The sequence below is a fragment of the Streptomyces sp. MBT65 genome (assembly GCF_016612545.1).
Classification (GTDB): Bacteria; Actinomycetota; Actinomycetes; order Streptomycetales; family Streptomycetaceae; genus Streptomyces.
Genome location: NZ_JAENRY010000153.1, coordinates 20,061 through 37,183, shown reverse-complemented (window position 1 = coordinate 37,183; position 17,123 = coordinate 20,061). Strand labels below are relative to the sequence as shown.

At 70.6% G+C, this 17,123-nt stretch carries 21 protein-coding genes; 7 read left to right on the top strand and 14 right to left on the bottom strand.

Annotated features, from left to right (window positions below):
• Both JHN63_RS30400 and sigE read right to left on the bottom strand, forming a co-directional pair.
• Positions 1–622 (bottom strand): anti-sigma factor (locus JHN63_RS30400; protein WP_200686641.1); only part of this gene is annotated, 622 nt, incomplete at its 3' end.
• Positions 619–1,320, bottom strand: a complete 702-nt coding sequence (sigE, locus tag JHN63_RS30395; protein ID WP_019072074.1) for an RNA polymerase sigma factor SigE — start codon at positions 1,318–1,320, stop codon at positions 619–621. The genes JHN63_RS30400 and sigE, both read right to left, overlap by 4 nt.
• A 270-nt stretch (positions 1,321–1,590) precedes the next feature.
• On the opposite strand from sigE, the gene JHN63_RS30390 reads away from it, so the two are divergent.
• Complete coding sequence (locus JHN63_RS30390) at positions 1,591–2,289, top strand: O-methyltransferase (RefSeq protein WP_200686647.1); 699 nt, start codon at positions 1,591–1,593, stop codon at positions 2,287–2,289.
• Between the two features lie 290 nt (positions 2,290–2,579).
• Here the strand turns inward: JHN63_RS30390 and JHN63_RS30385 are convergent, their stop codons facing one another.
• Together JHN63_RS30385 and JHN63_RS30380 are read right to left on the bottom strand one after the other, a co-directional pair.
• On the bottom strand, positions 2,580–2,747 hold the full coding sequence (locus JHN63_RS30385) for a DUF3117 domain-containing protein (protein WP_003966491.1): 168 nt from the start codon (positions 2,745–2,747) through the stop codon (positions 2,580–2,582).
• 144 nt (positions 2,748–2,891) lie between these two features.
• Positions 2,892–3,056, bottom strand: a complete 165-nt coding sequence (locus tag JHN63_RS30380; protein WP_200686639.1) for a hypothetical protein — start codon at positions 3,054–3,056, stop codon at positions 2,892–2,894.
• 67 nt (positions 3,057–3,123) lie between these two features.
• On the opposite strand from JHN63_RS30380, the gene JHN63_RS30375 reads away from it, so the two are divergent.
• Entirely contained in the window at positions 3,124–3,927 is an 804-nt protein-coding gene (locus JHN63_RS30375) for an enoyl-CoA hydratase/isomerase family protein (protein WP_200686637.1), read from the top strand.
• A gap of 18 nt (positions 3,928–3,945) precedes the next feature.
• On the opposite strand, the gene JHN63_RS30370 is transcribed toward JHN63_RS30375, so the two are convergent.
• Both JHN63_RS30370 and JHN63_RS30365 read right to left on the bottom strand, forming a co-directional pair.
• The gene (locus JHN63_RS30370; RefSeq protein WP_200686635.1) at positions 3,946–4,527 is read right to left on the bottom strand and encodes a DNA-3-methyladenine glycosylase I; all 582 of its coding nucleotides are present in this window, start codon (positions 4,525–4,527) and stop codon (positions 3,946–3,948) included.
• The gene (locus JHN63_RS30365; RefSeq protein WP_200686645.1) at positions 4,524–4,886 is read right to left on the bottom strand and encodes a DivIVA domain-containing protein; all 363 of its coding nucleotides are present in this window, start codon (positions 4,884–4,886) and stop codon (positions 4,524–4,526) included. Before JHN63_RS30365 ends, JHN63_RS30370 begins: the two co-directional genes overlap by 4 nt.
• A 135-nt stretch (positions 4,887–5,021) precedes the next feature.
• On the opposite strand from JHN63_RS30365, the gene folP reads away from it, so the two are divergent.
• A complete protein-coding gene (gene folP / locus JHN63_RS30360; RefSeq protein ID WP_200686633.1) occupies positions 5,022–5,882 on the top strand; it encodes a dihydropteroate synthase in 861 nt (286 codons plus the stop codon).
• A gap of 148 nt (positions 5,883–6,030) precedes the next feature.
• Here the strand turns inward: folP and JHN63_RS30355 are convergent, their stop codons facing one another.
• Together JHN63_RS30355 and dapE are read right to left on the bottom strand one after the other, a co-directional pair.
• A complete protein-coding gene (locus JHN63_RS30355) occupies positions 6,031–6,789 on the bottom strand; it encodes a TIGR00730 family Rossman fold protein (RefSeq protein ID WP_043674715.1) in 759 nt (252 codons plus the stop codon).
• Between the two features lie 77 nt (positions 6,790–6,866).
• Entirely contained in the window at positions 6,867–7,946 is a 1,080-nt protein-coding gene (gene dapE, locus JHN63_RS30350; protein ID WP_200686631.1) for a succinyl-diaminopimelate desuccinylase, read from the bottom strand.
• Positions 7,947–8,031: 85 nt separating this feature from the next.
• Between dapE and JHN63_RS30345 the strand changes: the two genes are divergently transcribed.
• Both JHN63_RS30345 and JHN63_RS30340 read left to right on the top strand, forming a co-directional pair.
• On the top strand, positions 8,032–9,042 hold the full coding sequence (locus JHN63_RS30345) for a heavy metal transporter (RefSeq protein ID WP_200686629.1): 1,011 nt from the start codon (positions 8,032–8,034) through the stop codon (positions 9,040–9,042).
• Positions 9,043–9,314: 272 nt separating this feature from the next.
• Positions 9,315–9,767: an ATP-binding protein gene (locus tag JHN63_RS30340; protein WP_200686627.1), complete on the top strand. Its 453-nt coding sequence runs from the start codon at positions 9,315–9,317 to the stop codon at positions 9,765–9,767.
• A 65-nt stretch (positions 9,768–9,832) separates the two neighbouring features.
• Here JHN63_RS30340 and JHN63_RS30335 read toward each other — a convergent pair whose 3' ends face one another.
• Together JHN63_RS30335 and fdxA are read right to left on the bottom strand one after the other, a co-directional pair.
• Positions 9,833–10,927 carry a bifunctional succinyldiaminopimelate transaminase/glutamate-prephenate aminotransferase gene (locus tag JHN63_RS30335; protein ID WP_200686625.1) on the bottom strand — a complete coding sequence of 365 codons (1,095 nt, stop codon included), beginning with the start codon at positions 10,925–10,927 and terminating at the stop codon, positions 9,833–9,835.
• A 112-nt stretch (positions 10,928–11,039) separates the two neighbouring features.
• Positions 11,040–11,366, bottom strand: a complete 327-nt coding sequence (fdxA, locus tag JHN63_RS30330) for a ferredoxin (protein ID WP_200686623.1) — start codon at positions 11,364–11,366, stop codon at positions 11,040–11,042.
• Between the two features lie 140 nt (positions 11,367–11,506).
• Between fdxA and JHN63_RS30325 the strand changes: the two genes are divergently transcribed.
• On the top strand, positions 11,507–12,610 hold the full coding sequence (locus tag JHN63_RS30325; protein ID WP_200686618.1) for a GNAT family N-acetyltransferase: 1,104 nt from the start codon (positions 11,507–11,509) through the stop codon (positions 12,608–12,610).
• A gap of 17 nt (positions 12,611–12,627) precedes the next feature.
• Positions 12,628–13,479, top strand: a complete 852-nt coding sequence (locus tag JHN63_RS30320) for a transglutaminase-like domain-containing protein (RefSeq protein WP_200686616.1) — start codon at positions 12,628–12,630, stop codon at positions 13,477–13,479.
• Between the two features lie 100 nt (positions 13,480–13,579).
• Here the strand turns inward: JHN63_RS30320 and JHN63_RS30315 are convergent, their stop codons facing one another.
• The 4 genes from JHN63_RS30315 to JHN63_RS30300 are packed head-to-tail and all read right to left on the bottom strand — an operon-like array spanning position 13,580 to position 17,053.
• Positions 13,580–14,194, bottom strand: coding sequence for a response regulator transcription factor (locus tag JHN63_RS30315; protein ID WP_200686614.1), 615 nt, complete (start codon positions 14,192–14,194; stop codon positions 13,580–13,582).
• Positions 14,191–15,396, bottom strand: coding sequence for a sensor histidine kinase (locus tag JHN63_RS30310; protein ID WP_200686643.1), 1,206 nt, complete (start codon positions 15,394–15,396; stop codon positions 14,191–14,193). Before JHN63_RS30310 ends, JHN63_RS30315 begins: the two co-directional genes overlap by 4 nt.
• Positions 15,397–15,401: 5 nt before the next feature.
• Entirely contained in the window at positions 15,402–16,133 is a 732-nt protein-coding gene (locus JHN63_RS30305; protein WP_200686612.1) for an ABC transporter permease, read from the bottom strand.
• Positions 16,130–17,053 carry an ABC transporter ATP-binding protein gene (locus tag JHN63_RS30300; RefSeq protein WP_200686610.1) on the bottom strand — a complete coding sequence of 308 codons (924 nt, stop codon included), beginning with the start codon at positions 17,051–17,053 and terminating at the stop codon, positions 16,130–16,132. Before JHN63_RS30300 ends, JHN63_RS30305 begins: the two co-directional genes overlap by 4 nt.
• Between the last annotated feature and the right edge of the window lie 70 nt (positions 17,054–17,123).

Sequence of the window (17,123 nt, the reverse complement as noted above, 5' to 3'; positions counted from 1 at the left end):
CCGCGCCCTGCGTACGCGCCGGTGTCACACCCGTACCGCCGCGCGCCTCGGCGGCCGTGTCGCCCGGTGCGACCGTGGCCACCCCGCCCAGGGCGATCGCGGCCAGGGAGACCGCTCCGGCGGCGACGAAGGCGAACCGCATCCCGCGCGAGGCGGAGCGGTCGGCGTCGTGCCGGCTGACGTCATGGATACGGAAGCCCTCGCGGGCGGACCGGGAGGGAAGGGAGGGAGCCGACGGGGTCAGGGCATTGGCCGCGTGCGGGCCCGCCGGGACGTAGCCGAACTCGAACGCGTCGAGCGGGCCGTCTCTTTTGACGCCGAAGACACCGATCCCGGCGGCGAACAGTCCCCCGCCGGGCGGCTCCTCGCCGTCCATGTCACCGCCTCCCCCGGGGAGCCCCTGCAGACGGGCCAGGAAGCTCTCGGAGGGCGGTGGCGGGGCCATTTCCGCGAACACGTTCTTCAGTCGGCGCTGCGCGTCGGCCTCGGCCTTGCACTTCGTGCAGGTGGCCAGATGCGCCAGGACACGCTCGCGCGACTCATGACCGAGCTCCCCGTCCACCAGGGCGGAAAGTCGGTCTCCCAGGTGCTGCTCCGCAGGCGTAGGACGTGATCCACTCACGCGGTCGCGCCCCCTCCCCCCAGCGCGGGCACACGCGCCACGAAGGAACGACGCTCGGCCCGTGCTTCCGGCGAGCGGTGCGCGAGGGCCTTGCGGAGCTGGGAGCGGCCTCGGTGGATCCGCGAGCGGACCGTGCCGAGCTTGACGCCCAGGGTCGCGGCGATCTCCTCGTAGGAGAGGCCCTCGATGTCGCACAGGACGACCGCCGCCCGGAACTCCGGGGCGAGGGTGTCCAGGGCCTGCTGGACGTCCGCGTCGAAGTGCGCGTCGTTGAAGACCTGCTGGGGCGACGGCTCGCGGCTGGGCAGTCGCTCGGCCGCGTCCTCCCCCAGCGCGTCGAAACGGATGCGCTGCTTGCGGCGGACCATGTCCAGGAAGAGGTTGGTGGTGATGCGGTGCAGCCAGCCCTCGAAGGTGCCGGGCGTGTACGTCGACAGCGAACGGAAGACCCGGACGAAGACCTCCTGTGTGAGGTCCTCGGCGTCGTGCTGGTTCCCCGTCAGGCGGTACGCGAGCCGGTACACACGGCCACTGTGGGTGCTGACGATCTCCTCCCAGGTGGGCGGAGTCCACGCCTGCCCGTCCGCGTCGGTGGAGAAGGTCGCGGTCTGGGCATGGTCAGCGGCGTGGCTGTGGTCAGCAGCGGTGTCGTTCACGGATTTCGGCCTGCCCGCCGATCCGAGAAAGCGCCGGAGCACTCCTCCCCGATCCACAGGTACAGCCGCACCTCCCCTGTCGGCTCTGGTGGTGTCCAGTGGAGCCCCTACCATAGCCACCTCGCCCGTTAGCTCCGGATAAGCGGTTTTACGAGAATTTGATACACGCTCATACCGACCTGGCGGTCGCGTGCGCCGACGGTCCTGCTCCTGCTCGGGCCGCTGCCCGACGTACTGATCCATCCTCATCCCCCGCTCTTCCCTCCGGCCGCGTCCCCCAGTGCATTCCTCCCCCTCTAAACGCCCGGTCCCATCAGCAGGTTCCCGGCACCAACGGATACAGTCACGCCCAGGCAACCACGGGGACAGGAGAGGGTCATTACCGGCAACCGGCAGACGAGCTGGGCGTTCGCCGACGCCTATGTCGCCGAGGACGAAGCACTGCGCTGGGCCCGTGACCGGGCCCGCGAGGCAGGGCTGCGCTCGGTGTCGCCCGGCACGGGCGCCGCGCTGCGGATGCTCGCCGCCACCGTGGACGCGAAGGCGGTGGCGGAGATCGGCACCGGGACCGGCGTCTCCGGAATGCATCTTCTGTACGGCATGCGGCCGGACGGGGTACTGACCACCGTCGACCCGGAGCCGGACCACCAGCAGTTCGCCCGCCAGGCCTTCCGCGCCTGCGGCTTCGCCAGCAACCGGGCCCGCTTCATCCCGGGCCGCGCCCTGGACGTCCTGCCCCGGCTCGCGGACGCCGGCTACGACCTGGTGTTCTGCGACGGCGACCGCCTGGAATTCCTGGACTATCTCGCTGAATCGTTGCGCCTGCTGCGTACGGGTGGCCTGGTGGTCTTCGAGGGCGTCTTCGCGAACGGCCGGACCGTCGACTCGAGCCCCCAGCCCACCGAAGTCCTCCGGCTGCGCGAGCTGCTGCGCGCCGTGCGCGAGAGCCCGGATCTGGTGCCGTCCCTGCTCCCGGTGGGCGACGGGCTGCTGTGCGCGGTCAAGCGCTGAGGCCTCCGGCGGATCAGGTCGCGGGACATCGGCGGTGTCCGATGGGCGCCGGCGGGCGGGGCGTGGCGCGTGCGGCCGCAGACGTTGGCATCGGGGCCGCCGCCGCGGGCGGAGCGTCGGTGACGACAGCGCCGCAGGTGTGCGCACCGGGCCCCGTGACTGCGGCGTGTTGTTCCGCCGGCCAGGGCCTCCACAGTCCGTAGAACCCCGTAGAACCCCCGGAAAGCAGCGACCCCGGCACCGTCTCGGGTGCCGGGGTGGCTGAAGGGGTATGGTCGCGTTCCGCCGCGTCAGCCGACGACCTTCTTGAGGGCGTCGCCCAGCGCGTCGGCCTCGTCAGGGGTCAGCTCGACGACGAGCCGACCGCCGCCTTCGAGCGGAACGCGCATGACGATGCCCCGCCCCTCCTTGGTCACCTCGAGCGGGCCATCGCCCGTCCGCGGCTTCATGGCCGCCATGCTCGTTCCCCTTCCTGAAACCAGCTCATCGTCGCCGACGGCCCCATGGAGGGCACGCGCGGCCCCTAATGAGACACGCGTCACCGGCATCGAACACATTGCTTCCAAGCCATTATCCCGCATCTCAGGACCCGATGACCAACATCAGTCGGCATCGCTTGCGCAACGCGCGCGAGCAAAACCACTCAATTCGCCGATGCGACTGCGATACTTCGCCGCCGCGCCGACCTCGGCCGACCCGATCCGCACCGGAATTCTTTGACGCAGGTCACACGTCCGGTCCGGTGCGCGGACGGTGATCTCCGCCATGCTGTCCTACGTAACCGGGCCGTACCGACCGGTACGCCCGAGCCGCGGACTCCGGAGGGGACACACCATGGCCGACACCGTGCTCTACGAGGTGAGCGACGGACTCGCGACGATCACGCTGAACCGCCCCGAGGCGATGAACGCGCTGAACATCGCGACCAAGGTCGCCCTCCGTGACGCGGTACAGGCCGCGGCGGCCGACGACGCCGTACGGGCCGTGCTGCTGACCGCGGCCGGGGAGCGGGCGTTCTGCGTGGGCCAGGACCTCAAGGAGCACATCACGCTGCTGGAGTCCGACCGCAAGGCCGGGACCGGGGCCACCATGACCACGGTCAAGGAGCACTACAACCCCATCGTGCGGGCGCTGGCCGGGATGGCGAAGCCCGTGGTCGCCGGGGTCAACGGGGTGGCGGCGGGCGCCGGTTTCGGGCTCGCTCTGGCGGCGGACTACCGGGTCGTGGCGGACACGGCCGGCTTCAACACGTCCTTCGCCGGGGTCGCGCTGACCGCGGACTCCGGCATCTCCTGGACGCTGCCCCGCGTCGTCGGACCGGGCCGCGCCGCCGACCTGCTGCTGTTCCCGCGCACGATCACGGCGCAGGACGCGTACGACCTGGGGATCGCCAACCGCCTCGTCCCCGCGGCGGAGTTGCACGCACAGGCCGAGCAGGTCGCGCGGGCGTTGGCCGAGGGGCCGACGGTGGCGTACGCGGCGCTGAAGGAGTCGGTTGCGTACGGCCTCTCCCACACCCTTGAGGAGACGCTGGAGAAAGAAGACGAACTCCAGGCCCGGGCGGGCGCGTCGGAGGACCACGCGATCGCCGTGGAGGCCTTCGTCAACAAGGAGACGCCGAAGTATCTGGGTCGGTAGGCACCCGCCGGGCGCCCCTCAGGGGGCGCTTCTGGCGACGCACGTCTCCAGGTGGTCGTTCACCAGTCCGCACGCCTGCATCAGTGCGTACGCCGTCGTCGGGCCGACGAATTTCAGGCCCCGCTTCTTGAGGGCCTTCGACAGGGCCGTCGACTCCTCCGTGACCGCCGGGACGTCCCCGAGTCTCTTCGGGGCCGGACCCGGGGCCGGGGCGTGGGACCAGATGAACTCGTCGAGCTCGCCCGGCGCCCAGTCGGCCAGCACGCGCGCGTTGGCCATCGTCGCGTCGATCTTGAGGCGGTTGCGGATGATGCCCGTGTCGAGGAGCAGGCGTTCGCGGTCGGCGTCCGTGAAGGTGGCGACCTTGGAGATGCTGAAGCCGTCGAACGCGGCCCGGAATCCCTCGCGGCGGCGCAGGATCGTGATCCAGGAGAGGCCGGACTGGAAGGCCTCCAGGCTGAGCCGCTCGTAGAGGGCGTCGTCGCCGTGGACCGGGCGGCCCCACTCCTCGTCGTGGTACGAGACGTAGTCCTCCGTGGACAGCGCCCAGGGGCAGCGCAGGCCACCGTCCGGACCGGCGACGGCCGCGCCCTCGCTCACTGCTGGTCGCCTTCGGCCGGCTTCCGCATGGAGACGTTGGCAGTGGCCTGCGCACCGGCCTGGGCGCCCGCCAGCGCGGACTCCAGGTCGGCGATCCGGGCGTCTCGCTCGGCGAGTTCGGCGGCGATACGGCTCAGCGCGTCGTCCACCTCGGCCATGCGGTAGCCCCGCGCGGCGAGCGGGAAACGCAGGGTCTCGATGTCGGCGTGGTGGACCGGCCGGTCCACCGGCAGCGGGTCGTCGAGGCGCTCGGGCGCGACGTCGGGCAGCGGGGCGTTGTCGCCGCCGCCGATCACCGAGAGCGTCACGGCGCCGACCACGACGGCGAGCGCGACGACCAGGAACAGGAACATGAACATCGCTGGGGTCTCCACGGGCGTCGATGTCGGACGTGCCGAAGCCGAATGTGTCAGGGTCCGATCGTGCCATGCGACGCTGACAGTTAGGGTCACAGGCGGCTGAAGACCGGTATGTACGAAGAGAGGTCACAGGGGATGCTCAGGCTGGGCAGGCGTGAATTCGACGCGCACGAGCCGGTGATCATGGCGATCGTGAACCGGACCCCGGACTCCTTCTACGACCAGGGGGCGACGTTCCGCGACGAGCCCGCCCTCGCGCGCGTGGAGCAGGCGGTGGCCGAGGGTGCCGCCATCATCGACATCGGCGGGGTCAAGGCCGGGCCCGGCGAGGAAGTGACCGCCGAGGAGGAGGCGCGGCGGACCGTCGGCTTCGTGGCCGAGGTGCGGCGGCGCTTCCCCGACGTGATCATCAGCGTCGACACCTGGCGGCACGAGGTCGGCGAGGCCGTCTGCGAGGCCGGCGCGGACCTCCTGAACGACGCGTGGGGCGGGGTGGATCCCCGGCTCGCGGAGGTGGCCGCGCGATACGGCGTGGGGCTGGTGTGCACGCACGCGGGCGGTGCGGAGCCGCGTACGCGGCCGCACCGGGTGACGTTCGACGACGTCATGGCCGACATTCTGCGGGTGACCCTGGGGCTCGCCGAGCGGGCCGTTTCCCTGGGCGTGCCCAGGGAGTCGGTGTTGATCGATCCCGGGCATGACTTCGGGAAGAACACGCGGCACAGTCTGGAGGCGACTCGGCGGCTGGGGGAGATGGTGGAGACGGGGTGGCCGGTGCTGGTGTCGTTGTCCAACAAGGACTTTGTGGGCGAGACGCTCGACAAGCCGGTCAAGGAGCGGGTTGTCGGGACGCTTGCGACGACTGCCGTGTCGGCGTGGCTGGGGGCGCAGGTGTACCGGGTGCATGAGGTCGCGGAGACCCGGCAGGTGTTGGACATGGTGGCGTCGATTGCCGGGTATCGGGCTCCGGCTGTGGGGCGACGGGGGCTGGCCTGATTTTTCTCGCCCCCGCCGCCCCTACCCGTCCCATCCTCCAGGGGCTCTGCCCCTGGACCCCGCTGGGGCTGCGCCCCAGACCCCCTTCGGCCTGGACGGCCTCGTCCTCAAACGCCGGACGGGCTGAAGGTGAGCGGACTCGAATGAGTTACCGGCCGGCTTCCTTCGACACCAACGCGACCGCCTCGTCCACGTCGTCCGTCACGTGGAACAGCAGCAGGTCCTTCTCCGACGCCTTGCCCTGGGCGATCAGTGTGTTCTTCAGCCAGTCGACGAGGCCGCCCCAGTACTCGCTGCCGAAGAGGACGATCGGGAAGCGGGTGACCTTCTGGGTCTGGACCAGGGTGAGGGCCTCGAAGAGTTCGTCGAGGGTGCCGAGGCCGCCGGGGAGGACCACGAAGCCCTGGGCGTACTTGACGAACATCATCTTGCGGACGAAGAAGTAGCGGAAGTTCAGGCCGATGTCGACGTAGGCGTTGAGCCCTTGCTCGAAGGGCAGCTCGATGCCGAGGCCGACGGAGATCCCCTTGGCCTCCAGGGCGCCCTTGTTGGCCGCCTCCATGGCGCCGGGGCCGCCGCCGGTGATCACGGCCCACCCGGCCTCCACGAGGGCGTGTCCGAGCCGTACGCCCGCTTCGTACTCCGGTGAGTCCGGCTTGGTGCGGGCCGAGCCGAACACGCTGATCGCGGGCGGCAGTTCGGCCAGTGTGCCGAAGCCCTCGATGAACTCCGACTGGATCCGCAGGACGCGCCACGGGTCGGTGTGGACCCAGTCCGAGGGGCCGCCCGCGTCCAGGAGGCGTTGGTCGGTCGTGCTCGCGGTCACCTGGCCGCGCCGCCGGAGGACCGGTCCCAGGCGCTGCTCCTCCGGTGGCTGCTGCTTGCCCTCGGGGTTGCCTGTAGCCATGTGCGCTCCCTCCACTTGCAGGTGTTTCGTACCTCAGCGTAGGTCTACGCGGGTTACGGAGGGGGGACATACGGATGTCAGGCGGTGAGCCAGTCCCGCAGCCGCCGCTCCGCCTCGGGGACGAGAGCCGCCTCGACCCTCTCGTCCACCTTGTGGGCGAGGAGTTGGGCACCCGGGCCGTAGTTCACCGCGGGCACGCCGAGCGCGCTGAAACGGGCCACGTCGGTCCAGCCGAACTTGGGGCGGGCCTCGCCGCCGACGGCCGCCATGAAGGCGGCGGCCGCCGGGTGGGTCAGGCCGGGGCGGGCCCCTCCGGTGTGGTCGTCGACGACGAACTCGTCGACCCCGCAGTCGGCGAAGTAGTCGCGTACGAACGCCTCCGCCTCCTCCTCGCTGCGGTCGGGCGCATAGCGGAAGTTGACAACAAGGGTGCACGCGTCGGGGATGACGTTCGTGGCCACTCCCCCTTCCACGCGGACCGCGTTGAGGCCCTCGTGGAACTGGAGGCCGTCCACCACGGGCGTGCGGGGTTCGTACGCCGCGAGCCTGGCCAGCGCCCGCGAGGCCGCGTGGATCGCGTTGGAGCCCATCCACGCGCGCGCGGAGTGCGCTCGTTCACCCTTGAACTTCAGGAACACCCTGAGCGTGCCCTGGCAGCCGCCCTCGACCTGACCGTCCGTCGGCTCCAGGAGGACCGCGAAGTCGCCCTCCAGCCACTCGGGATGGGCCTCGGAGACATGCTTGAGTCCGTTGAGGTGGGCGGCGACCTCCTCGTTGTCGTAGAAGACGAACGTCAGGTCGCGGTTGGGGGTCAACACCGTTGCCGCGATGCGGAGTTGGACCGCCACTCCGGACTTCATGTCGCAGGTGCCGCAGCCCCACAGGACGCCGTTCTCGTCGAGGCGCGAGGGGACGTTGTCGGCGATCGGGACCGTGTCGATGTGGCCCGCCAGGACGACGCGTTCGGTGCGTCCGAGGCTGGTGCGCGCGACGACGTTGTTGCCGTACCGGTCGACCCTCAGGTGCGGCAGGGCGCGCAGCGCGGTCTCGATCGCGTCCGCGAGGGGCTTCTCGCTGCCGCTCTCCGAGGGGAAGTCGACGAGCTGCGCGGTGAGCCGTGCGGCGTCCAGTGTGAGGTCAAGCGGGGTGTCGGCCATGGCGTCGACCCTAACGCGAAGGGCCTCTCCACCGTTTGTCCACACCCGGCGCAGTGGTGACAGGAGCCTCCAGTACCTTGTGGGGATGCTGCAGTCCCCCACCCCCCAGAAGCGTCGACGCGGCCGCCTCTTTCGTTTCTTCTCGGCCTTCGTCGTGCTGCTCGCCGTCGCGGGCTATCTGGTCGTCCAGTACGTCACCGGCGGCCGGGGCGGACCCGGTTGCAAGGTGGTCTCCGGCAAGGACGACGGCCAGAAGTACGAGTTCTCGCAGGAGCAGACGATGAACGCGGCGACGATCGCCGCCGTCGGCACCGGGCGCGGGATGCCGGAGCGGGCCGTCACGATCGCGCTCGCCACCGCCCTCCAGGAGTCGCAGCTCGTCAACATCCAGCACGGCGACCTGGATTCGCTCGGGCTGTTCCAGCAGCGGCCCTCGCAGGGCTGGGGCACCAAGAAGGAGATCCTGGACCCGACGTACGCGGCGGGTGTCTTCTACGAGCACCTGGCCAAGGTGGACGACTACCAGAAGCTCCCCCTCACCGTCGCCGCCCAGCGCGTGCAGCGCAGCGGCTACCCGGAGGCGTACGCCAAGCACGAGCCCGAGGCCACGCTGCTGTCCGCCGCCCTCACGGGCCAGGCGGCCGCCACGCTGACCTGCCAGGGCCTCCCGGACAGCAAACAGACGGTCGTCGGCCCGGACGCCGTACGGGCCGCGCTGGTACGGGACTTCGGGCGCACGGTGTTGAAGGAGACAGGCGCGGAGGTGACCGGGGGCTCGACGTCCGGGGACAAGGTCAAGGCCGAATCGGCGCCCAAGTCCGAGTCCGCGTCCGGGACCAAGTCCACGCCGACGCCCGGCGCGAGTGCGACGGGCGGGAGCAGCACGGTGACCCTGCCGGTGAAGTCCGGGAGCACGCGGACCGGCTGGCAGCTCGCGCACTGGGCGGTGGCCAACTCCTCGGAGCTGCACATCGAGCGCGTGTCGTACGCCGGCCGCGAGTGGGCCGCCGGCAGCGCGGACGACCCGTGGCACTCGACCGACACAAAGGCCTCCGGCGGGGTCCGCATCGTGACCGAGCGGCAGGTCGGGCAGTAGTACGGGTCCTCACCCGCAGGGGTTATGCGTGGTCGATCCGGGGCCGGTTGGGGGCGGGTTTTCGCGCGGCTGTCCTCATGTGCGCCGAAGTCCTTGGAAACAAAGGGCTGCGGGCATTCAGCGGCCTTTCATACCGGGCGCTCTTTGTCCGTTTTTATCCGTAGCTGATAATGCGACGCATTGCCAACTCTTTACGTTGCCGCTCCGCAACCTTCGCGCGCTTCGAGCGGTAGTCACTGCGTCCGAGCCCGGAGATCAACACAAGGAGCATCATGTCCCTCCCCCTGACCCGCCGGATCGCCCGTGCCGCGCTGCTCGTCGCAGCGGGAGCGGCAGCCGGGGTCGGTGCGGCCGGCTCCGCCAGTGCGGCCCCCTCCCTGCCGGCCACCCCGAACCTGGGCGCACTGACCGCCCTGGACGGGGCGAGCGTCGGCAACACGGTCGACGGCGCGAGCCAGAACGTCACGGGGGTCGCCGGCAAGTCCGGTGGCCAGACGCTGGAGAAGGCGGTGCCGGCCGCAGGCAAGACCGGCGGGAAGGTTGCCAAGACGGTGGCTCCGGCCGCGCAGAATGTCGCCGGGGACACGGCGGGGCAGGCCGGTGGGCTGCTGGGTGAGACCGCGAAGACGGCGACCGCGGGTGGCGGGCTGCCGACCGACGCGGTGACCAAGGGCGGGCTGCCCACGGCTCAGGAACTGCCGTTGAAGGGGCTGCCGCTCGGTTAAGCGGGCCTGTGCACAAAGGGGTCCAGGGTGTTTCCCTGGGCCCCTTTCCGCGTCGTCGAGAACCTTCAGCCCAGCCTGTTCACAGCTGCGCGTACTCGCTCGTCCGTAGCCGTCAGAGCCACTCGTACGAAGTTCTCGCCGGCTTCTCCGTAGAAGTCGCCCGGCGCCACCAGAATGCCCAAGTCGGCGAGGTGGGCCACCGTGTCCCAGCAGGACTCGTGCCTCGTCGCCCACAAGTAGAGGCTGGCCTCGCTGTGTTCGATGCGGAAGCCGTGCTTCAGCAGGGCCTCGCGCAGGAGGGTGCGGCGGGCTTGATAGCGCTCGCGCTGCTCCTGGACGTGGGTGTCGTCGGCCAGGGCCGCCACCACCGCCGCCTGGGTCGGGGCCGAGGTCATCATGCCGCCGTGCTTGCGGATCTCCAGGAGGGGCGCCAGGACCGCCGGGTCGCCGGCCAGGAAGGCCGCGCGGTAGCCCGCGAGGTTCGAGCGCTTGGAGAGGGAGTGGACCGCGACGAGCCCGTCGTAGGAACCGCCGTTGACGTCCGGGTGCAGGACCGAGACCGGGTCGGCCTCCCAGCCCAGTTCGAGGTAGCACTCGTCGGAGAAGACGAGGATGCCGTGCTCGCGCGCCCAGGCGACGATCCGGGTCAGCTCGTCCTTGCCCAGCACCCTGCCGGTCGGGTTCGAGGGCGAGTTGAGCCAGAGGAGCTTCAGGCCCTCGGGGTCCAGGGTGGTCGGGTCGTCGTAGACCTCGTACTCGGCTCGGGCCAGACGGGCGCCCACCTCGTACGTCGGGTAGGCCAGGCGGGGGTAGGCGACCCGGTCGCCGGGGCCCAGGCCCAGTTGGGTGGGGAGCCAGGCGACGAGTTCCTTGGAGCCGACGATCGGCAGGACGTGGCGGTGGGTGACGTCCCGGGCGCCGAGGCGGCGCTCGACCCAGCCGGTGAGCGCGTCGCGCAGGGCCGGGGTGCCCCAGACCGTCGGATAGCCGGGCGAGTCGGCCGCGTCGATCAGGGCCTTCTGGATCAGGTCGGGGACCGGGTCCACCGGGGTGCCGACCGACAGGTCGACGATGCCGTCCGGGTGCGCCGTCGCCGTCTTCTTGTACGGCTCCAGCTTGTCCCAGGGGAAGGTGGGCAGGCGGTCGGTGACTACGGACACGGTTACTCGCTCACTTTTCTTCGGATACGGCAAACGCCTCGGCCCCGTACGGCGACCGGTGCGATCTGGCCGTACGGGACCGAGGCGGCGCGCGCGTCTGTGCGGGCCGCTCTTACTCGCCCTGGTTCTGCGGCGGCAGCGCGGCGACGAAGGGGTGGTCGCGCTCGATCAGGCCCAGCTTGCTGGCGCCGCCCGGGGAGCCGAGCTCGTCGAAGAACTCGACGTTCGCCTTGTAGTAGTCCTTCCACTCCTCGGGAGTGTCGTCCTCGTAGAAGATCGCCTCGACCGGGCACACCGGCTCACAGGCTCCGCAGTCGACGCATTCGTCCGGGTGGATGTACAAGGACCGGGAGCCCTCGTAAATGCAGTCGACCGGGCACTCCTCGATGCACGCCTTGTCCTTGACGTCGACACAAGGCTGCGCGATGACGTAGGTCACGCTGTCGTTCCTCCTCGATAGGGCGCTGGCGGGCCTCCGTAGGCTCCGCCGCCAGGCGCGCTGGAGCGCGGCGTCGTCCATGCCCGCACCTAGTATCTCCGTTCCGGGGCGTGATCCATACAGGAGGGGTGAACTGACCTGTGGAAATCTCTGCGGCTGGACGTCTTGAGGTCCGGATCACCGCTGCTGACGTGGGCAAACGAGTGTCTGTCAGGCGCTTGACAGATGCTGAAGACACGACGGAGAAGTTCACCGACACGGTGGGTGTTCTCACATCATGGGACAGCGGTGTGCTGACGATCACACGGAAGGGTGGGGAGTCCGTCCGTATTTCGGAATCCTCGCTGGTGGCGGGCAAGGTCGTACCGGCCGCTCCGGCCCGTCGCAGGGGACCTTCCGCCACATACGGGGAGTTGGCCCAGGTGGCCGCGCGTGGCTGGCAGCCGGTGGAGAGCGAGCGGCTCGGCGAGTGGGAGCTGCGCGCCGCCGCCGGCTTCACCCGGCGCGCCAACTCCGCGCTGCCGCTCGGCGATCCCGGCCTGCCCCTCGACGCGGCCCTCACCGCCGTACGACGGTGGTACGGCGACCGCGGCCTGCCCGCGTACATCCAGACCGCGACCGGCGCCGAGGGCACCCAGGAGCTGCTCTGCGCCGAGTTGGAACAGCGCGGCTGGACCCGTGAGGTGACCGCCGAGCTGTGGGTCGGGGCGCTCGCCCCGATCGCCGACCGGGCCGACGCGTCCGGGGTCGTCCTGTCCCGGACGGCCGACGAGGCGTGGCTGGCCCGCTATCAGCGCAAGGGGGTGAGCGAGGTGGCTCTGAAGGTGCTGGGACGGGGGTCCCCCCGCTCGAGCGAAGCCGGGAGTGGGGGAGGTCCTTCGGTGTGGTTCGCGACCGTGCCCGGTGAGGACCGGGATTCGGCTCCCGCGGCGATCGGGCGGTGTGTCGTCGACGGGCGATGGGCCGGCTTCGGCGCCGTCGAGGTCGATCCGGCGCTACGGCGGCGGGGGCTGGCCTCGCTCGTCATGGCCGCGTTGGCCTCGCGGGCGCTGGACGAGGGGGCGTCGGCCGCGTGGTTGCAGGTCGAGGCGGACAACGTGGGGGCGCGGGCGCTGTACACCGGGATGGGGTTCGGGGCGCATCACGCCTATCACCACTATCGCGAGCCCGGGGTTTCTGACGATTCCGGGGTTTCCGATGATTCCGGGTTGTCTGATGATTCCGGCCCGCACGGTTCGTCGTGAGGGGGTACGAGTTCGCCATGTCCGCGCCCTGGCCGCCACCGGCCGAACGGTTCGCCGAAGTGCGTCGGTTGTTCGCCGAGGAGGTCCGGTCCGAGCGGCCCGACCTGGTCACGCTGTGCCTGCTGGTGGGGGCGGCGGCGGACGGCGCGCTGGACGACACGGGCATCGACTCGGCGCAGGTCGAACTGGACCGGCTGGCGGGGCAGTTGCCGTTCCGGCCCGGCGGGCCGTCTGCCTGGGCGAACGCGCTGCGTCAACTCCTCGGCGTCCGCTTCGAGTTCCGCGGTACGCCCGGCGACTACCAGCGGTTGCAGTCCTCGCTGCTGCACGAAGTGCTGCGGCGGCGGCGCGGGTTGCCGATCCTGCTGTCCGTGGTGTGGATGGAGGTCGCTCGGCGGGCGGGTGCTCCGGTGTACGGGGTCGCGTTGCCGGGGCACTTCGTCGTGGGGTTCGGGGCGGCGGAGGAGCAGGTGCTGGCCGATCCCTTCGACGGGGGGCGGGTGTTGACGGGCGGCGATGCGGAGTTGTTGGTGGCGGGGGCGACGGGGGCGTCGCTGGAGCCCTCGATGCTGGTGCCCGCGGCGCCGCTGGAGGTTGTTTCGCGCGTTCTGAACAACATCCGGGCGTGGGCCGCGGCTCGGCCGGAGCGGTCGGATGTTGCTTTGTGGGCTGTGGAGTTGGCGTTGGTGATGCCTTCGCATCCTGCGCGGTTGCGGTACGAGCGGGCTCAACTGCTCGTGGAGAGGGGGGATTTCCTCACGGGTGCGGTTGAGCTGGAGGCGTATGCGGAGGTGGTGGCTGTGGTGGATGAGGCTGCTGCTGATCGGGTGCGGGGGCAGGCGCAATCGGCGAGGGCCAGGCTGAACTGAGTTGGCTGGTGCGGGCCTGTTGTCGCCAGGTGCGCCCACGCGGCGGAGCCGCACATCGATACAGCCCCGCGCCCCTGGGTCGGCTGCCCTGGCCTGTGTTTTACAGCCAGCCCTTCTCCCTTGCGATGCGCACCGCCTCCGCCCTGTTCCTCACCGCCAGTTTCTGGATCGCCGTCGAGAGATAGTTGCGGACCGTGCCCTGCGACAGATGAAGGGCCGTCGCCAGTTCCACGTTCGTCGAGCCGTCCGCCGCTGCCCGCAGGACCTCTCGCTCGCGGTCGGTCAACGGGTTGGCGCCCTCCGCCAGGGCCGCTGCCGCCAAGGTGGGGTCGATGACCCGCTCCCCCGCCAGTACCTTCCGTACCGCTTGCGCCAGTTGGGCCGCCGGGGCGTCCTTGACCAGGAAGGCGTCCGCGCCCGCTTCCATCGCGCTGCGGAGGTAGCCGGGGCGGCCGAAGGTCGTGAGGACGACCAGTTTGATCTCGGGGAGCGCCCGGTGGATCTGGGCCGCCGCCTCGATGCCCGTGCAGCCCGGCATCTCGATGTCGAGGAGGGCCACATCGACGGCGTGCTGTCGGGCCGCCGCCAACACCTCGTCGCCGCGCGCGACTTGGGCGACGACCTCGATGTCGTCCTCCAGGCCGAGCAGTGCGGCCAGTGCCTCGCGGACCATCGACTGGTCCTCGGCGAGGAGGACCTTGATCGTACGGCTCATGCGGGCGATCCTACGTCCGTCGAGGTGGGCGGAGTGCCCGCCGGCACCCGTGCGACCAGCCGGAAGCCGTGCTTGAGGCGGGTCGCCTCCAGGGAGCCGCCGACCTTCGCGAGGCGCTCGCCCAGGCCCGTCAGACCGTTGCCGGGGCCCTTGCCCGAGCCGCCCGAGCCGTTGTCCTCGACGGAGAGTTCCAGCGTCGGGCCGTCCAAGGTCTGGCGTCGGACCAGTTCGACCACACAGCGCCGGGCGCCGCTGTGCCGTACGACATTGGTGATCGCCTCGCGCAGGGCCCAGGCGAGGGCGGACTCGCATTCCTCGGAGACGGTGGTGAGGTCGGGTTCGGTGGGGAGGTCGGCCGTCACTCCGGCCGCCGTCAACGCGACCTGGGCGCCTGCCAGTTCGCCGGGCAGGCGGGGGCGGCGGTAGCCGGTGACCGCCTCGCGGACGTCCACCAGGGCCTGGCGGCTGACCTGTTCGATGTCGGCGACCTGCTGGGCCGCCTTGTCGGGGTGGTCGGGGAGCATCCGGCCGGCCAGCTCGCTCTTCAGCGTGATCAGCGAGAGGGAGTGGCCCAGGAGGTCGTGCAGGTCTCGGGCCAGCCTCAACCGCTCCTCGTTCGCGGCCAGTTGGGCGACCGTGGCCCGCGCCTTGCGCAACTCGACCGTCGTGCGCACCAGTTGCCGTACGCCCGTCATGGAGTAGCCCACCAGCAGCACGATCAGGAACAGGCCCCAGGCCTCGTCCAGGTCGTCGACGAACCAGCCCGCCAGCATCATCGCCGCGGTCGTCAGCGGGATCGTCCAGTACGCGGCGCGCAGCGGGAGGGTCACCCCGCAGGAGACGGAGACGTACACGAAGAGGCCGAGCCAGGAGTTGCCGAGGCCGAGGGCCAGTACGACGGCCAGTACCCACAGGACGGAGATCAGGGCGGCGACGAGCCGGAGGGAGTAGGGGCGGCCCACGGTGCGGAGGACCACCGCCAGGTAGGTCCCGGTGAAGGCCACCATGCCCACCCAGCCGGCCGTCGTGGCCAAGGTGGTGTGGTGGCCGGCCAGCAGGTCCTGCACGGGTGCGCCGAGGAAGACCAGCCAGGGCAGGATCCACAGCAGCTTGCGCAGCGCCTCGCTCCGGTCGCGGGGCGGCTGGCCGATCCGGATCAGCCGCTCCACCCTGGCCTTTTCGGGCAGCGGGTCCTCGGTCATCGCGCTCACGCCTTCAGCGTGTCCTTCCGGTACAGCCACGCCGCCCCGCCCGCGAAGAGGGCGAAGTAGACGACGAGGAGGGTGACGTCCTTGGCGTGGGGCGACCGGCTCTGCTCGATGGCCTGCCCCAGCGCAGCGTACGCGTGCGTGGGCAGCCACTTCGCGATGTCCTGGAGCCAGGTCGGGAAGGTCGTGGACGGGAACCACAGGCCGCCGAGGATCGACAGGCCGAAGTAGACGATCATCGTGATCGGGCGGACCGCGTCCCCGGAGGCGAGGTAGCCGATGGCGACGCCGAGCGCGGCGAAGACCAGGCTGCCGGCCCAGATCGCGCCGGTCAGCGCGAGCCACTGCCAGGCGTCGAGTCGTACGTCCTTCAGCACGGCGGCGACGATGAAGACGACCACGATGGACGGCAGGCTCACGACCGCGGCGCTCGCGGTCTTGGCGAAGACGTAGCCGCGCCCGGGCAGCGGGGTCAGCCGCAGCTGCCGTACCCAGCCGTTCTCGCGCTCCTTGGCGATGCGCTCGCTGTTGCCCATCAGGACGGCGGTCAGGGCGCCGAAGGAGGCCATGGAGACCATGACGTACTTCGCGATGCTCAGGCCGGTGCCGTCGACCGTGCCCTTCTGGTTGGAGACCAGCAGGAAGATGACGGAGGGGTAGATCACCGAGAAGAACAGGAACTTGCGGTTGCGCAGGGCGCGGGTGAGTTCCAGTTTGATCAGGCTGTTCATGACTGCTTGGCCTCCTCGGCGGTGGTGATGGCGACGAAGGCCTGCTCCAGGCCGAGTCCGGCGACTTCGAGGTTGCGGGGGTAGACGCCGAGGCCGTAGAGCGCGTGGACGGTCGCGTCGGCGTCGGTGGACTGGATGCGGATCGTCTGGCCGGATACGTCGACCGAGGTCAGGAAGGGCAGGGACCGGATCGGTGCCTCGTCGATCTCGCCGTCCAGGTCGAAGGCGATGCGGCGGGCGCCCGCCTTCGCCTTGATCTCGGCGGAGGTGCCGTCGGCGAGCAGCCGGCCGCGATGCAGGACCAGCACGCGGTCCGCGATGGCGTCGGCCTCTTCGAGGTAGTGGGTGGCGAAGAGGACCGTACGGCCCTGGTCGGCCTGTTCGCGCATGGTGGCCCAGAAGGCCTGCCGGGCGGAGACGTCCATGCCGGTGGTCGGCTCGTCGAGGACGATCAGGTCGCTGTCACCGGCGGTCGCGAGGGCGAAGCGGACGCGCTGCGCCTGGCCGCCGGAGAGCTTGTTGACCTTGCGGTCGGCGATCTGCGCGATGCCCGCACGGGCGATCACATCACCGACCTTGTACGGCCTCGGGTGCAAGTCGCAGGCCAGCTTGACCAGTTCGCCGACCGTGACCTCGTCCATCAGGCCGCCGCTCTGCAGCATCGCGCCCACCCGCCCGGCGACGATCGCCTCGCGGGGGCTGGTGCCGAAGACGCTGACCTTGCCGGTGTCGGCCTGCTTGAGGCCGAGCAGCAGATCGAGGGTGGTCGACTTGCCGGCTCCGTTCGGCCCCAGCAGGGCCACCGTCTCCCCCGGGTGCAGCACGAGCGACAGCCCGTCGACGGCCCGTACGTCGCCGTAGCTCTTGCTCACCTGATCGAACCCGACCACCGGAGTGGTCGTCGCCGCTGTTGTCGTCATGGCATCCATCGTGGCCGCCGGGGGCCGGTCCCCGGCAGTGTCGACGGTCCGGTGTCGCGCATGACAGATG

Excerpts from the sequence above, each read along its gene's own strand:
- JHN63_RS30385 (WP_003966491.1), bottom strand. The coding sequence starts at position 2,747 with ATGGCGGCCATGAAGCCGCGGACGGGCGATGGCCCGCTCGAGGTGACC.
- JHN63_RS30380 (WP_200686639.1), bottom strand. The coding sequence starts at position 3,056 with ATGGCGGAGATCACCGTCCGCGCACCGGACCGGACGTGTGACCTGCGT.
- JHN63_RS30375 (WP_200686637.1), top strand. The coding sequence starts at position 3,124 with ATGGCCGACACCGTGCTCTACGAGGTGAGCGACGGACTCGCGACGATC.
- JHN63_RS30365 (WP_200686645.1), bottom strand. The coding sequence starts at position 4,886 with ATGTTCATGTTCCTGTTCCTGGTCGTCGCGCTCGCCGTCGTGGTCGGC.
- folP (WP_200686633.1), top strand. The coding sequence starts at position 5,022 with ATGCTCAGGCTGGGCAGGCGTGAATTCGACGCGCACGAGCCGGTGATC.
- JHN63_RS30355 (WP_043674715.1), bottom strand. The coding sequence starts at position 6,789 with ATGGCTACAGGCAACCCCGAGGGCAAGCAGCAGCCACCGGAGGAGCAG.
- dapE (WP_200686631.1), bottom strand. The coding sequence starts at position 7,946 with ATGGCCGACACCCCGCTTGACCTCACACTGGACGCCGCACGGCTCACC.
- JHN63_RS30345 (WP_200686629.1), top strand. The coding sequence starts at position 8,032 with ATGCTGCAGTCCCCCACCCCCCAGAAGCGTCGACGCGGCCGCCTCTTT.
- JHN63_RS30340 (WP_200686627.1), top strand. The coding sequence starts at position 9,315 with ATGTCCCTCCCCCTGACCCGCCGGATCGCCCGTGCCGCGCTGCTCGTC.
- JHN63_RS30320 (WP_200686616.1), top strand. The coding sequence starts at position 12,628 with ATGTCCGCGCCCTGGCCGCCACCGGCCGAACGGTTCGCCGAAGTGCGT.
- JHN63_RS30315 (WP_200686614.1), bottom strand. The coding sequence starts at position 14,194 with ATGAGCCGTACGATCAAGGTCCTCCTCGCCGAGGACCAGTCGATGGTC.
- JHN63_RS30310 (WP_200686643.1), bottom strand. The coding sequence starts at position 15,396 with ATGACCGAGGACCCGCTGCCCGAAAAGGCCAGGGTGGAGCGGCTGATC.
- JHN63_RS30305 (WP_200686612.1), bottom strand. The coding sequence starts at position 16,133 with ATGAACAGCCTGATCAAACTGGAACTCACCCGCGCCCTGCGCAACCGC.
- JHN63_RS30300 (WP_200686610.1), bottom strand. The coding sequence starts at position 17,053 with ATGACGACAACAGCGGCGACGACCACTCCGGTGGTCGGGTTCGATCAG.